Origin of the sequence: Microbacterium oleivorans (genome assembly GCF_001644225.1) — a bacterium.
Lineage (GTDB): Bacteria > Actinomycetota > Actinomycetes > Actinomycetales > Microbacteriaceae > Microbacterium > Microbacterium gawkjiense.
In genome coordinates this window covers 226,892-240,812 of the sequence record NZ_LSTV01000003.1, presented here as the reverse complement: position 1 = coordinate 240,812, position 13,921 = coordinate 226,892, and the positions used below count along the sequence as shown (strand labels likewise).

Below are 13,921 nucleotides of genomic sequence, written 5' to 3'. Positions count from 1 at the left end.
CCGTCCACTTTAGCGGCCGGGAGCGGGCTCCCGGTCGGCGGATGCCGGTGGATCAGCTCGCGAAGAGTTCGGCGAGCGCGAAGCCGGCGCCGATGAGTCCCATCACCAGCATCGCGCCGAGGACGCTCGCCGAGATGCGCATGATGAACCCCTGCGACCGCCCCGACGCCAGCTGCACTGCGAAGGCGAGGAAGAAGCAGAATCCGAGACCGACCAGCAGCCACGCACCGCGCCAGTCGGGCTCGACGAACACGCCGACGGCGAGGGCGACGAGAGCGGCGGCCACCCAGACCGCGATCACTCCGGCGGCCCGTCGACGAGGGAGGATCTCGGGCGCGGTCATGGTCCCTATTGTGACGCACCGGCGCGGGGCCCGCACGGCGGCGAGCCCGCGTCGCGGCGGCCGCGGGGCGAGCCCCTAAGATGAGACCGGTTCCGAGTCCGCACCGGAGGGTCCCCCTTGGCACAGCTGCTCGTCCTGAGCTCCGCCGCCGGCGGCGACTCCGTCCTGCCCTCCCTCGAACTGCTGAGCCACCGGGTCCGCCAGATCCCCGCCGAGGCGGCGCAGCTGGTGAACGCCCCCAATGCGGACATCGTGTTCGTCGACGCCCGCAAGGACCTCGTCGCCGCGAAGTCGCTCTGCAAGATCCTGACGACGACGGGTCTCGACGCGCCGCTTCTGCTGGTCGTCACCGAGGGCGGACTCACCGCGGTCTCCCCCGACTGGGGCATCGACGACGTCGTCCTCGTCGGCGCAGGCCCCGCCGAGGTCGATGCCCGCATCCGCCTCGCCATCGGACGCGTGTCGAAGGAGCAGGTCTCCACCCGCATCCAGACCTCCGGTATCACGATCGACGAATCCTCCTACTCGGCGAAGGTGCACGGTCGCCCGCTCGACCTCACCTACAAGGAGTTCCAGCTGCTCCACTTCTTCGCGACGCACCCCTCGCGGGTGTTCACCCGCGAACAGCTGCTGAGCGAGGTGTGGGGCTACGACTACTTCGGCGGCACCCGCACGGTCGACGTGCACGTGCGCCGGCTGCGCGCGAAGCTCGGGGACCTCGAGCAGCTCATCGGCACCGTGCGAAACGTCGGCTACCGCTTCAACGTCTACGAGGACGAGCAGCTGCCGGGCTCCTCCGCCTGAGTCGGATGCCGCGGCATCCGTCGCCACGTTCACGCACACGTCACCGTCCCCTGCAATGATGTGGGGATGATCGACACCCAGGTTCACGACTCCGGACTGGGCGACGCGGACGACGACGACTTCGACGACGTCGTCGAAGCGTACGACTCGCAGCTGCCCGACAACCGCTACCTCGATCGCGAGCTCAGCTGGCTCGCGTTCAATCAGCGCGTGCTCGAGCTCGCGGAGGATCCGAACCTGCCGACGCTGGAGCGCGCGAACTTCCTCGCGATCTTCGCGAGCAACCTCGACGAGTTCTTCATGGTGCGCGTCGCGGGGCTCAAGCGCCGCATCCTCACCGGGCTGGCCGTTCCCACCAACGTCGGACGCGCTCCGCTGGACGTGCTGGCGGACCTCGCGACGTCGGCGCACGCGCTGCAGGAGCGTCACGCGGCGGTGTGGTCCGAGCAGGTCCGCCCGGCCCTCGCCGACGCGGGCATCGAGGTCGTCTCCTGGGCCGAGCTGTCGGACCCCGAGCGGAGCACGCTGTACGACTACTTCTCGGCGCAGGTCTTCCCGGTACTCATGCCGCTCGCCGTGGACCCCGCCCACCCGTTCCCCTACATCTCGGGTCTGTCGCTGAACCTCGCCGTGCGCATCCGCAACGCGCGCACCGGCCGTCAGGAGTTCGCCCGCCTGAAGGTGCCGCCCATGCTCCCCCGCCTCATCGAGGTGGCGAAGAACGGCTCCACCGTGCGGTACCTGCCGATCGAGGAACTGATCTCCGAGAACCTCGACGACCTGTTCCCGGGCATGGAGATCCTCGAGCACCACACGTTCCGCCTCACGCGCAACGAGGACGTCGTGATCGAGGAGGACGAGACCGAGAACCTCATCCAGGCGCTCGAAGCCGAGCTGCTGCGCCGCCGCTTCGGTCCGCCGATCCGCCTCGAGATCACCGAGGACATGGACGAGGTCACGCTCTCGCTGCTGCTCGACGAGCTCGACATCACCGAGAACGACGTCTACCGCCTGCCCGCCCCCCTCGACCTGCGGGGACTCTTCTCCCTGTCGCAGATCGAGCGGCCCGATCTGCGCTACCCGGCGCACGTGCCGAAGACCTCGACGCCGTTCCAGCCGGCCGAGCAGAACGGACGCGCCGACATCTTCGCGGCGATCCGCAAGGAGGACGTCCTCGTCCACCACCCGTACGAATCGTTCACGACGAGCGTCGTGTCGTTCCTGCAGCAGGCCGCACGCGACCCGCACGTGCTCGCGATCAAGCAGACGCTGTACCGCACCTCCGGTGACAGCCCGATCGTCGAGGCGCTCATCGACGCGGCCGAGAACGGCAAGCAGGTCCTCGCGCTCGTCGAGGTGAAGGCCCGCTTCGACGAGGCGGCCAACATCGTGTGGGCGCGCAAGCTCGAGAAGGCCGGCGTGCACGTCGTCTACGGGCTCGTGGGTCTGAAGACCCACTGCAAGCTCCTTCACGTGATCCGCGAGGAGGACGGCGTCCTCCGCAGCTACAGCCACATCGGGACGGGCAACTACAACCCGAAGACGAGCCGCATCTACGAGGACTACGGCCTGTTCACCGCGAACGAGCAGGTCGGTCGCGACCTGACCCGCCTCTTCAACGAGCTGAGTGGCTACGCGATCGAGAAGAAGTTCAAGCGGCTTCTCGTTGCCCCGCTCCACCTGCGCAAGGGCCTCCTCCGTCACATCGACGGCGAGCGCCGCAACGCGCTGGCCGGCAAGCCCGCCCACGTGCGCATCAAGGTCAACTCGATGGTCGACGAGCAGATCATCGACTCCCTCTACCGCGCCAGCCAGGCCGGGGTGAAGGTCGACGTCTGGGTGCGCGGCATCTGCTCGCTGCGCTCGGACCTGCCGGGGGTCAGCGACAACATCACGGTGCGCTCGATCCTGGGGCGCTACCTCGAGCACTCCCGCATCTTCACGTTCCACAACAACGGCGACCCGCAGGTCTTCATCGGCAGTGCCGACATGATGCACCGCAACCTCGACCGCCGCGTCGAGGCGCTCGTGCGGGTGACCGAGCCCGCGCACGTGAACGAGTTGATCTCGCTGTTCGAGCTGGCGATGTCCGACACCACGAGCTCGTGGCACCTCGGCGCCGAGGGCGAGTGGACGCGGCACCATCTGGATGCCGAGGGCAACCCGCTCGTCGATCTGCAGGAGAAGACGATGTCGCAGGTGCTCCGCCGCCGGCGGGCGCGGGCGGTGCGATGACGGAGACCGCGGTCTACGCCGCGGGCGGCGTCGTCTGGCGGATGGTGGACGGCAAGCTGCTCGTGCTGGCGATCCACCGCACGAAGTACCGCGACATCACCCTGCCCAAGGGCAAGGTCGATCCCGGTGAGTCCCTCGCCGAGACGGCCGTGCGCGAGATCTTCGAGGAGACCGGCATCCGTGTCCATCTCGGGGTTCCCGTCGGGATCTCGAAGTACCGCCTGCCGAGCAAGCGGACGAAAATCGTCCACTACTGGAGCACCGAGGCGACCGAGGAGGCGATCCGCGGGTCGTCCTTCGTGCCGAACCGCGAGATCGCCGCGATCGAATGGCTCACCCCGAAGAAGGCGCTCGAACGGCTGAGCTATCCGGTGGACGTCGAGATCCTCGAGAACTTCCTGCGCCTCGTCGACGACGGCGTGCTCGCGACCTTCCCCGTCGTCGTGCTGCGCCACGGCAAGGCGACTCCCCGCGAGGACTGGAAGGGGAAGGATGCCGCCCGCCCCCTCACCGACCGCGGCAAGCGCCAGGCGAAGGCGGCCGTCGGGCCGTTGCGGGCGTTCGGCATCCGTCGGGTCGTCTCGAGCGACGCGGTCCGCTGCGTCGACACCGTGGCACCGCTCGCGAAGGCGCTGGGCCGCGACATCCGTCGGACCGAGCTGATCTCGCAGGATGCCTGGGAGGAAGGGCACGCGGATGTGCGCGCCGTCGTCGGCAAACGCGTGAGGTCGCGGAAGGCCGCTGTGCTGTGCTCGCACCGACCGGTGATCCCCACGATCATGAGCGAGCTGGCGCTGGCGACCGGGAGCCTGAAGGGCTCGTACATCGAGAGCGCCGCCGACCTCGAGGTCGGCGGGTTCTCCGTGGCGCACCTGTCGGCGACGAATCCCGGCTCGGGCATCGTGGCGATCGAGACGCATCCCCCGAAGGTGTGAATCGGCTGAGCGAGAGGCGTTCGGACCCGACCCGTTCACCTGTCGTTCACCTGTCGAGCGGAACCTGGTCACCGGCGACTCTTAGCGTCGAGCCAGCCCCGCACCGGGGTGTCCCGATCACCCGAAGGAATTCACACGTGAAGCTCAACCGCATCGCCCGCGTGGGCGCTGTCGCCGCCGTCGCCGTCCTCTCCCTGTCGGCCTGCGCCGCCAACGAGGGCACCCCCGCTGGCGCTGGCCAGCCCTCCGACGGCGGCAGCTCGCTGTCGGGCACCGTTAAGGCGACCGGCGCCTCCTCGCAGGGCGCCGCCCAGCAGGCGTGGACCGCGGCCTTCCAGACCGCCAACCCGGACGTCACGGTCAACTACCAGCCGACCGGCTCGGGCACCGGCCGCGACAACTTCATCGCCGGCTCCAGCAACTTCATCGGCTCGGACCGCGCCTACAAGGCCGACGAGATCGCCGCCGGTAAGTTCGGCGCCTGCGCGACGCCCGACATCGTCGAAGTCCCCGCCTACATCTCGCCCGTCGCCGTCGTTTTCAACCTCGAGGGCATCACCGAGCTGAACCTCACGCCCGAGGTCATCGGCGAGATCTTCAACGAGAAGATCGAGAAGTGGAACGACCCGAAGATCGCGGAGATCAACGAGGGCGTCGAGCTGCCCGACCTGGCGATCACGCCCGTCTTCCGCGGCGACGAGTCCGGCACGACCGGCACCTTCACCGCCTACCTCGCCTCCGTCGCGCCCGACGCGTGGCCGTACGAGGACGACGACGCCTGGCCCGTCAAGACCACGCGCTCCGAGGCTGCCCAGCAGACCTCCGGCGTCGAGGCCGCCGTCAAGGCCGGCAACGGCACCATCGGCTACATCGACGCCTCGCGCGTCGGTGACCTGGGCTCGGCCGCCGTCAAGGTCGGCGACGACTTCGTGCCGTTCTCCTCCGAGGCCGCCGCGGAGCTCGTGGCGTCGTCGCCGCTCGAGGAGGGCCGTGCCGACGGTGACCTCGTCTACGACGTCGACCCCGCCAAGGCTCCCGCCGGCTCGTACCCGATCGCCCTCGTGAGCTACCTCATCGGCTGCCAGCAGTACGAGGATGCCGACACCGCCGCCATCGTGAAGGCGTACTTCTCGTACATCGTCAGCGAAGAGGGCCAGAAGGTCGCCAACGAGGCCGCCGGCTCCGCCCCGCTGTCGACCGAGGTCGCCAGCGAGGCCCAGGCCGCCATCGACCTGATCGGCGCCAAGCAGTAACACCCCTGCTGCGGGTGGCCCTCCACGGAGGGCCACCCGCAGCCCCACGTCCGCCCGCTTCCGACCCGAGGACTGCGATGCCCCCCACCTCCGACCTGGCCACCGACCAGGCGCCCACGAGACGACCGATGCGTCGCCGCGGCGACCTCGTCTTCTCCAGCACCGCGCTCGGCGCGGGCATCATCATCCTCATCGTGCTTGCCGCGGTGACGCTGTTCCTCATCGTCGAGAGCGTCCCCGCCTTCACCGCGAACCCCGACGAGACGCAGTTCCTGAGCGGCGAGCCGTTCTGGCAGTACGTCTGGCCCTTCGTCTTCGGCACACTCTGGGCGTCGATCATCGCCCTGGTCGTGGCGACCCCGCTCGCCATCGGCATCGCGCTCTTCATCTCGCACTACGCCCCGCGCCGGCTCGCCTCCGCCCTCGGCTACATCATCGATCTGCTCGCCGCGATCCCCTCGGTCGTCTACGGCCTGTGGGGCGCCCTCGTCTTCTCGCAGATCCTGCAGCCCTTCTACGTGTGGCTGAACGAGAACCTCGGCTGGATCCCCTTCTTTGCCGGTGCCGTCTCCCCCACCGGGCGCACGATCCTCACGGCATCCCTCGTCCTCGCGGTGATGATCCTGCCGATCATGACCGCGATCACGCGCGAGGTCTTCCTGCAGACGCCCGTCCTCCACGAGGAGGCGGCGCTGGCCCTCGGCGCGACGCGCTGGGAGATGATCCGCATGGCCGTGTTCCCCTTCGCCCGGGGCGGCATGGTCTCGGGTGCGATGCTCGGGCTGGGTCGCGCCCTCGGCGAGACGATGGCCGTCACGATGGTGCTCTCGGCCACGGGTGCGGTCACCTTCCAGGTGCTCAACTCGAACAACCCGACGCCGATCCCGGCGAACATCGCCCTCAACTTCGGTGAGGCGTACGGGGACGGCGTCAACGTCCTCATCGCGACCGGCCTCATCCTCTTCCTCGTGACCTTCGCCGTCAACGCGCTCGCGCGGTGGATCGTGAACCGTCGCGCCGAGTTCTCTGGAGCGAACTGATGACGACGACCCTCACCCGCTCCACGGCCCGGACGCCCGTCGGCAACTCGCTCACCGCGGGTCAGTTGCCGAAGTGGATGCCGTGGGTGCTGCTGGCCGGTGCCCTCGCCCTCTCGAGCATCGTGTTCGCCATCATGAACGGCGGCGGTGACGTCGCGGACTTCAACATCGCCGCGGCGGTCTTCGTCGGGGTGGTGCTGTTCGCGATCGTCCTCGTCATCCTCTCGAGCGTCGTCGAGACCCGGCGCCGCGCCGCCGACCGACTGGCGACCGTGCTGGTGTCGATCGCCTTCACGATCGCGCTGCTGCCGCTGATCTCGCTGCTGTTCACGGTCGTCGTCAACGGCATCGCACGATTCGACCCGATGTTCTTCTCGTACTCGATGCGGAACATCGTCGGCGAGGGCGGTGGAGCGATCCACGCCATCTACGGCACGCTCATCGTCACCGGGTGGGCGACGCTCATCTCCGTGCCGATCGGCCTCATGACGTCGATCTACCTCGTCGAGTACGGACGCGGTCGCCTCGCGAAGGCGATCACGTTCTTCGTCGACGTCATGACCGGCATCCCCTCGATCGTGGCGGGTCTGTTCATCGTCGCCGTCTGCGCGCTCATCTACGGGCCCGGTCTCAACACCGGCTTCATGGGTTCGCTCGCGCTCTCGGTGCTGATGATCCCCGTCGTCGTGCGGTCGAGCGAGGAGATGCTGCGGCTCGTGCCGAATGAGCTGCGCGAGGCGAGCTACGCGCTCGGTGTGCCGAAGTGGCTGACGATCGTCAAGGTCGTGCTCCCGACATCCGTCGCGGGCATCACGACGGGCATCATGCTGTCGATCTCCCGCGTCATCGGCGAGACCGCGCCGCTGCTGCTGACGGCCGGCTTCACCCAGTCGCTCAACGTGAACGCGTTCGACAACCCGATGATGACGCTCCCGGTGTTCGTCTACGACCAGTTCCAGAACCCCGGCACGAACATCCCCGCCGCCCTCGAGCGGGCCTGGGCAGGCGCGCTCACCCTCATCATCATCGTCATGGCGCTGAACCTCATCGCACGCTTCGTCGCGAAGAAGTTCGCCCCCAAGTTCGGCCGCTGACCCGCGGCATCCGACAGAAAGCACCCGAAGTGTCCAAGAGCATCGAAGTCAACGACCTCAACGTCTACTACAGCGACTTCCTCGCCGTGGAGGGCGTGTCCCTCGACATCGAGCCCCGCAGCGTGACGGCCTTCATCGGTCCGTCCGGATGCGGCAAGTCCACCTTCCTGCGCACGCTGAACCGCATGCACGAGGTCATCCCCGGCGCGCGCGTCGAGGGCGAGGTCCTGCTCGACGGCGAGGACCTCTACGGTCCTGGCGTCGACCCGGTGCTCGTGCGCCGGCAGATCGGCATGGTCTTCCAGCGGCCGAACCCGTTCCCCACGATGTCGATCCGCGACAACGTGCTGGCCGGTGTGAAGCTCAACAACTCGCGCATCTCGAAGTCCGACGCCGACGCCCTCGTCGAGAAGTCGCTGCGCGGTGCGAACCTCTGGAACGAGGTCAAGGACCGTCTCGAGAAGCCCGGATCGGGCCTGTCGGGTGGTCAGCAGCAGCGCCTGTGCATCGCCCGCGCGATCGCCGTCTCGCCCGACGTGCTGCTCATGGACGAGCCGTGCTCGGCCCTCGACCCGATCTCGACGTTCGCGATCGAGGAGCTCATCCAGGAGCTCAAGAGCGAGTACACGATCGTGATCGTGACGCACAACATGCAGCAGGCCTCGCGCGTCTCGGACAAGACCGCGTTCTTCAACATCGCCGGCACCGGCAAGCCCGGCAAGCTCATCGAGTACGACGAGACCGGCACGATCTTCACCAAGCCGTCCGTCCAGGCCACCGAGGACTACGTCTCGGGTCGTTTCGGGTGAGTCCTTCTCCCTGAGGCCACGCGCCGGCACGGATTCGGGTTCCGTGCCGGCGCGTTTTCTTTGTGCGCTGGTGCGTGGGGTGCGTGGGTCGCGTTGGCGTTCGCGGATGCAATGGATGCCGGGCGACACGCCGCATCCGTCGGGTCCGGAACGGGGTGTCGGGGCGGATCTGTTGCATCGGTGAACGGGGGTTCCTCCCCTGAGGGTGGGATGCGGCGGCTCTCCCTCGGTTCGGGGTGCGAGTCCGTGCGGGGTGACAGCGGCGGCGAGGATCGCGGGATGTGCGAGCTGCGGCATCCGATTCTCCGTCTTCGTCAGTTGCTCGACGCGGGGTGGTCGATGCGTCGGGTGCAGCGTGCGCTGCGGACGGGTGAGCTGCGGCGGGTTCGCGTCGGCGTGTTCGTGCCGCCGGACGCGTGCGCCGACGCCGTCGCGATCGCCCGGCACGGCGGGTCGATGGCGTGTGTGACCGCGGCGCGGCATCGCGGACTGTGGGTGCTCGACGAGGACGATTCGCCGCACGTCTGGATGCGGCCGGGCGGCCGGTCGCACGACGCGGACTGCGACTGCGTCGAGCACTGGGACGCGCCGGGCGTCGGTGAATCGCGGCGCGAGCCGTCACTCGCTCGGGTGCTGCGGCAGATCCTCCTGTGTCGCGGCGTCGAGGCGTTCTTCGTCGCGCTCGAATCGGCCCGGCGCCAGCGGATGCTCGACGGCGACGACATGCGGTGGCTCGCGCAGAACCTGAACGCCGCCGGACGCGAGGCTCTCGGGCTGAGCCGGGACGACGCCGACAGCGGTCTCGAGTCGCTGCTGCGGTGGCGGCTGCGCGGGTTCGGGCTGACCGTGCGGACGCAGGTGCGCGTCGCGGGCGTCGGTGTCGTGGACGCCCTGATCGGCGACAGCGTGATCGTCGAGGTCGACGGGCGGGAGAACCACGACGGCGCGTCGCTGCGGCACAAGGACCTCGTGCGGGACGCGAACGCCGCCTTGTGGGGATATGTCACGCTCCGGTTCGACTACGCGATGGTGCTGCACGACTGGGACCTCGTCGAGCGCGCGATCCTCGCGGCCCTCGCGCGGGCGTGACGCGTCCACGGATGCAATGGATGCGGGGCGACACGCGGCATCCCGGGGCGGGTCGGCGGTGTGTCGGGGCAGATCTGTTGCATCCGTGAACCGCAACCCGCCGCGGGGTCAGTCGCGGGGGCTGAGGAGGTAGCGGTTGAAGGATGCGGTGAGCTCGGCGTCCACGGCCAGCGGGCGACCGTCGACGGCGGTGATCGGGGCGGCGAGGCGCACGCTCGAGACGAGCCAGGCGGCATCCGCTTCGTGCAGGGCCGAGACGGGCAGCGTCTCGTAGGCGGTCTCGAAGCCCTGCGCGGCGAGGTGCTCGAACAGGCTCAGCTGGGTCGTGCCGTGCAGGATGCCGCCGTTCGGCGCCGGCGTCACGAACGCGTCGCCGCGGCGGATGATCAGCGACGCGGTCGGCGCCTCGAGCACGAATCCGTCGGAGCTCACGAAGACGGCGTCGTCGGCTCCGCGGCGCTTCGCCTCGCGGATCGCCGCCATGTTCACCGCGTACGACAGCGTCTTCGCGCCCAGCAGCAGCCACGGCGCCCGCCCGGGCAGATCGATGCTGTACCCGCGGTCGAGGACCGCCACGGCGATGCCCTCGGTGCGCGCCTTCGTGAAGTCCGCGGCCGGCGCGACCGTGACCCACGCGGTCGGCGTCGGACCATGCTCGACACCGCGGCTCAGGATGAGCTTGATGACCGCCTCGCCCTCGCCCGACGCGGCCTGCGCCCGCCGGATCGCCTCGCGCCACTGCCGCAGGTTCGGCGCGGGCAGCTCGCAGATCTCGGCGGAATGAGCGAGACGCTCGAGGTGAGGCTCGACCTCTTGCGCGTGCCCGTCGACGACGCCGATCGACTCGAAGATCCCGTCGCCGCGCTGCGTGCTCAGCTCGCCCACGGTGAGCGCGGGGGCCGACGGGTCCACCTCGGTGAACGTGTCGGCGAAGTCGGTGCGCGCATCGTCGGATGCCGCGGGGTCGATCATGAGAGCGAAGCGCCAAGCCATGCGACGAGCCTACGCGGCGGCATCCGTCCGCGGCGGTGTCGACGGATGCAACGGATCGTGCGCGACACGCCGCTCAAGGGCGACGGGATGCCGGGTGTCGCCCGGCATCCGTTGCATCCGTGAACGCGCACGACGCCCGCGGCGCGACACGCCCGGCCCGACGAAATCCCCCGCGGGCTGGAATACCCGCGGAGCCCCTCCGTTACACTTTTCTAGCCGGGCCGCAGTAACCCCGGGCTCCATCTTCAGCCGCTGCGAGCGGCCACGCGCCGAGAGGCGTTCTGCGGCCCGGCACTTCCATGCCCGCGACCGCGGCCTCCGACTCAGGTGAGGCCGTCGCGACGCCACAGGGCCGCGGCCGCCGTGAGGTCGCCTGCGTAGGTGTCGAGGCGCAGCGCGCGGGTCGTGAACTGCGACGCCCGGCCGGGTTCGCTCGCGTCGTAGTCGTCGGCGAGGTCGGTCGCGCCGGACGAGACGACGCGCGAGAACGCCGCCGCCCGCTCGAGGGCGAGCGCGAAGTCGCCTGCGAACACCCCGCGCATGATGAGGTCGATGAGCGAGACCAGCTCGTCGGGGCTCGCCGGAGCCGGCGCCCCCGCGATGACGACGTCCGCCGACGCGAGCCGCGTGCGTCCCCGCTCGTACAGCAGTGCGGCCGTCGCCGGATCGTCGTGGATCATCAGCTGCAGCAGGTACAGCCGCCACAGCGCGCCCGGCAGCGACCGGGCGGGCGACTGCGCCCACAGCTCGGCGATGGTCGCGATGCCGTGCGCGTCGGTGAAGGTCACGAGCCGGTCGATGACCTCGTCGTGCGGCGCCTCGCGCACCCGCGAGAGCAGAGCGGATGCCGTGGCGTGCGCCACGCGGCTGGCTTCAGCGGGATCGTCGGCGGCGAAGTTGCGATCGAAAGAATCGGGGGAACGGCGGACCGGCTTGTGGAAGTCGCGGGACGCGTCAGACATCGCTCCAGGCTACCCCGCGGGGCGGGGACGGGCCGCGGCCCGGCTCAGGCCGTGGGGATCGTGATGATCGGGTCGGTGGTGGGCGAGCCGTCGGGCGATCCGCCCTTCTGCTCGACCGTGACCGCCACGATGTCACCGGGCTGGAACTCGCCGGACAGCAGCGCCGTGACCTCGTCGGACGGGTCGAACACGCCGGCCGAGATCGGCTGGTCGCCGCGGATGAACCACAGCTCGAAGGAACGGTCCGAGGGGATCTCGGGTGCGTCATCCGTCGTCAGCACGACCTTGTCGAGCTCGTCCGACCAGTGCAGCACGGCCTCGCCGCCGTCGGTGAACTGACCGGTCACGGTCTGCGCGTCGGGCGCGGCCTCGATCTGCTCCAGCGCCTGCACCTCGAGGGGCGTGCGGGCCTGTTCGACGAGGGATCCGACGCCCCAGCCGATGCCGACGAGAAGTGCTGCGGATGCGACGAGCGCGAAGAGTCCGCGGGTCCAGTTGCGCCGCTGCACGGCCTGGATCGCTTCGGTCGGCGGTCCGGCGACGACGGGCTCGTCCGCGGGAGCGGGAGCCGACTCGACCGCAGGCTCAGCGGCGACAGGCACAGCGGCAGCAGCACGCGCCGGGGCCTGCGGCATCCCGCTGATCTGCTCGAGCAACCGGGCCCGCAAATCGGCGGGAGGGGCTTCTTCGCCCGCGCCTTCGGCGAGGAATCCGGCGACCTGCGCGTCGGCGTCGACCTGGTCCTGCCACTCGGGGTGGGCGGCCAGCGCGTCCTGGTAGGCGCGTTCGTCCTCCGGGGACAGCGCGGCGAGCGCGTGCCCTGCGGAGAGTTCGGCGAAATCCTTCTCGTTCACAATGTCACCCCCATCTCCTGTCGTAGGCGGTTCAGTCCGTCGCGCATCCGTGTCTTGATCGTTCCCAGCGGTGCTCCGAGGAGCGTCGCAATCTCACTTTGGCTGTATCCCCCGAAGTACGCGAGGGTCAGGGCTTCGCGTTGCGGGTCGGGCAGGGATCGGAGTGCGCGCACGACGCGGCGGCCTTCGATCTTCAGCTCAACCTGTTCGGCGATGCCTTCTTCTTGTGTGTACGCGTCCCGGGCCCCGACACGCATATCCCGGTCCACGCTCGATTGAGCTGAGCGCACCCGGTCGACGGCCCGACGATGAGCCATCGTCAGGATCCAGCTTCTTCCTTGCCCTTTGTTCGGAGCGAACGAGGAAGCGGATTGCCACACCTCGAGGAAGACCTCTTGCAGCACTTCCTCACTCTGCGAGGGGTCGACGAGGACGCGTCGGATCAGTCCGAACACGCGCGACGACAGCATGTCGTAGAGCTCAGCGAAGGCCAGCTGATCGCCGTCGGCGATGCGGACGAGCAGATCGCCGGCGTGATCCGCCGACTGCCCGTCCTCGGGGACGTCAACACCGTCGATAACCATTACTCCCCAGCATGCCATTCCCGCGTCGTGGAACCCGGATGAAGGGGCGCGAAACCCCGGCGAACAGCGGAATCGAGAGCGTTTCGTGACCGTCGGCATCCGCCCCATGGGAACCCGCGAAAAAGAATCTCGGGAAATGTGCAATCCGTTTGCCTAGTGGTTCCGAAGACCAGACATCGCCGCCGCAGAGGGCGGTCCCAACACATGGAGGACAACATGTTCAGCACGAAGAAGAAGATGACCGCAGCACTCTCTCTGACGCTGGTCGGTGCGTTCGCTCTCGCCGGGTGTTCGTCGAGCAGCGCCCCCGAGGGTGGCACCAGCAGCGAGGGCACCGAGTCGTCGCAGGCTCCGATGGAGTCGCCCTCGCCCGAGATGACCGAGGACACGATGGACCCGGCCGCCAACCTGGTCGGCCCCGGCTGCGCGGACTACGCCGAGGCCGTTCCGGACGGCGCGGGCTCGGTCGCCGGCATGGCGCAGGACCCGGTGGCCACCGCGGCATCCAACAACCCGCTGCTCAAGACCCTGACCGCTGCCGTCAGCGGCCAGCTGAACCCGGACGTCAACCTCGTCGACACGCTGAACGGTGACGAGTTCACCGTCTTCGCTCCGGTCGACGACGCCTTCGCGAAGATCCCCGCCGAGACCATCGAGGGTCTCAAGACGGACTCGGAGACGCTGACGTCGATCCTCACCTACCACGTGGTCCCCGGCCAGATCGCGCCCGACGAGATCGTCGGCACGCACGCGACCGTTCAGGGCGCTGACCTCGAGGTCACCGGCTCGGGCGACGAGCTCATGGTCAACGACGAGGCCATGGTGATCTGCGGTGGCGTTCAGACCGCCAACGCGACCGTTTACCTCATCGACACGGTGCTGATGCCCCCGATGTGATCACGGTCTTCTTGACCGGCGGCGTCGTC

General features: G+C 69.1%; 14 protein-coding genes. 9 read left to right on the top strand and 5 right to left on the bottom strand.

Annotated features, from left to right (window positions below; genetic code table 11):
- Positions 1-52 precede the first annotated feature (52 nt).
- Positions 53-343 (bottom strand): hypothetical protein, encoded by a 291-nt coding sequence (locus AYL44_RS09925; RefSeq protein ID WP_064003125.1) that lies wholly within the window; start codon positions 341-343, stop codon positions 53-55.
- 117 nt (positions 344-460) lie between these two features.
- Between AYL44_RS09925 and AYL44_RS09920 the strand changes: the two genes are divergently transcribed.
- The 8 genes from AYL44_RS09920 to AYL44_RS09885 all read left to right on the top strand — a co-directional run bounded on the left by AYL44_RS09920 (position 461) and on the right by AYL44_RS09885 (position 9,602).
- Positions 461-1,147, top strand: coding sequence for a response regulator transcription factor (locus AYL44_RS09920; RefSeq protein WP_064003124.1), 687 nt, complete (start codon positions 461-463; stop codon positions 1,145-1,147).
- A 66-nt stretch (positions 1,148-1,213) separates the two neighbouring features.
- The gene (locus tag AYL44_RS09915; RefSeq protein ID WP_064003123.1) at positions 1,214-3,382 is read left to right on the top strand and encodes an RNA degradosome polyphosphate kinase; all 2,169 of its coding nucleotides are present in this window, start codon (positions 1,214-1,216) and stop codon (positions 3,380-3,382) included.
- A complete protein-coding gene (locus tag AYL44_RS09910; protein WP_064003122.1) occupies positions 3,379-4,317 on the top strand; it encodes an NUDIX hydrolase in 939 nt (312 codons plus the stop codon). The genes AYL44_RS09915 and AYL44_RS09910 overlap by 4 nt, the downstream gene beginning before the upstream one ends.
- Before the next feature lie 137 nt (positions 4,318-4,454).
- Positions 4,455-5,570, top strand: a complete 1,116-nt coding sequence (locus tag AYL44_RS09905) for a phosphate ABC transporter substrate-binding protein PstS (protein WP_064003121.1) — start codon at positions 4,455-4,457, stop codon at positions 5,568-5,570.
- Positions 5,571-5,647: 77 nt separating this feature from the next.
- The gene (pstC, locus tag AYL44_RS09900; protein ID WP_064003120.1) at positions 5,648-6,610 is read left to right on the top strand and encodes a phosphate ABC transporter permease subunit PstC; all 963 of its coding nucleotides are present in this window, start codon (positions 5,648-5,650) and stop codon (positions 6,608-6,610) included.
- Entirely contained in the window at positions 6,610-7,704 is a 1,095-nt protein-coding gene (gene pstA / locus AYL44_RS09895) for a phosphate ABC transporter permease PstA (RefSeq protein WP_064003119.1), read from the top strand. Before pstC ends, pstA begins: the two co-directional genes overlap by 1 nt.
- Before the next feature lie 29 nt (positions 7,705-7,733).
- Complete coding sequence (gene pstB, locus AYL44_RS09890) at positions 7,734-8,513, top strand: phosphate ABC transporter ATP-binding protein PstB (RefSeq protein WP_064003118.1); 780 nt, start codon at positions 7,734-7,736, stop codon at positions 8,511-8,513.
- Positions 8,514-8,792: 279 nt separating this feature from the next.
- On the top strand, positions 8,793-9,602 hold the full coding sequence (locus tag AYL44_RS09885; RefSeq protein ID WP_064003117.1) for a type IV toxin-antitoxin system AbiEi family antitoxin domain-containing protein: 810 nt from the start codon (positions 8,793-8,795) through the stop codon (positions 9,600-9,602).
- Positions 9,603-9,710: 108 nt separating this feature from the next.
- Here AYL44_RS09885 and AYL44_RS09880 read toward each other — a convergent pair whose 3' ends face one another.
- The 4 genes from AYL44_RS09880 to sigK form a co-directional block, all read right to left on the bottom strand.
- On the bottom strand, positions 9,711-10,595 hold the full coding sequence (locus tag AYL44_RS09880) for an aminodeoxychorismate lyase (protein WP_064003116.1): 885 nt from the start codon (positions 10,593-10,595) through the stop codon (positions 9,711-9,713).
- A gap of 323 nt (positions 10,596-10,918) precedes the next feature.
- A complete protein-coding gene (locus AYL44_RS09875) occupies positions 10,919-11,557 on the bottom strand; it encodes a hypothetical protein (protein WP_064003115.1) in 639 nt (212 codons plus the stop codon).
- Positions 11,558-11,601: 44 nt separating this feature from the next.
- On the bottom strand, positions 11,602-12,411 hold the full coding sequence (locus AYL44_RS09870; RefSeq protein ID WP_064003114.1) for an anti-sigma factor: 810 nt from the start codon (positions 12,409-12,411) through the stop codon (positions 11,602-11,604).
- Positions 12,408-12,995 carry an ECF RNA polymerase sigma factor SigK gene (gene sigK / locus AYL44_RS09865; RefSeq protein ID WP_064003113.1) on the bottom strand — a complete coding sequence of 196 codons (588 nt, stop codon included), beginning with the start codon at positions 12,993-12,995 and terminating at the stop codon, positions 12,408-12,410. Before sigK ends, AYL44_RS09870 begins: the two co-directional genes overlap by 4 nt.
- A 216-nt stretch (positions 12,996-13,211) precedes the next feature.
- Here sigK and AYL44_RS09860 point away from each other — a divergent pair, with 216 nt between their 5' ends.
- Positions 13,212-13,892, top strand: a complete 681-nt coding sequence (locus AYL44_RS09860; RefSeq protein WP_064003253.1) for a fasciclin domain-containing protein — start codon at positions 13,212-13,214, stop codon at positions 13,890-13,892.
- Positions 13,893-13,921: the final 29 nt, after the last annotated feature.

Coding starts and splice junctions, on each gene's coding strand:
- AYL44_RS09880 (WP_064003116.1), bottom strand. CDS start 10,595: ATGGCTTGGCGCTTCGCTCTCATGATCGACCCCGCGGCATCCGACGAT.
- pstA (WP_064003119.1), top strand. CDS start 6,610: ATGACGACGACCCTCACCCGCTCCACGGCCCGGACGCCCGTCGGCAAC.
- pstC (WP_064003120.1), top strand. CDS start 5,648: ATGCCCCCCACCTCCGACCTGGCCACCGACCAGGCGCCCACGAGACGA.
- sigK (WP_064003113.1), bottom strand. CDS start 12,995: ATGGTTATCGACGGTGTTGACGTCCCCGAGGACGGGCAGTCGGCGGAT.
- AYL44_RS09925 (WP_064003125.1), bottom strand. CDS start 343: ATGACCGCGCCCGAGATCCTCCCTCGTCGACGGGCCGCCGGAGTGATC.
- AYL44_RS09875 (WP_064003115.1), bottom strand. CDS start 11,557: ATGTCTGACGCGTCCCGCGACTTCCACAAGCCGGTCCGCCGTTCCCCC.
- AYL44_RS09860 (WP_064003253.1), top strand. CDS start 13,212: ATGTTCAGCACGAAGAAGAAGATGACCGCAGCACTCTCTCTGACGCTG.
- AYL44_RS09915 (WP_064003123.1), top strand. CDS start 1,214: ATGATCGACACCCAGGTTCACGACTCCGGACTGGGCGACGCGGACGAC.
- AYL44_RS09910 (WP_064003122.1), top strand. CDS start 3,379: ATGACGGAGACCGCGGTCTACGCCGCGGGCGGCGTCGTCTGGCGGATG.
- AYL44_RS09885 (WP_064003117.1), top strand. CDS start 8,793: ATGTGCGAGCTGCGGCATCCGATTCTCCGTCTTCGTCAGTTGCTCGAC.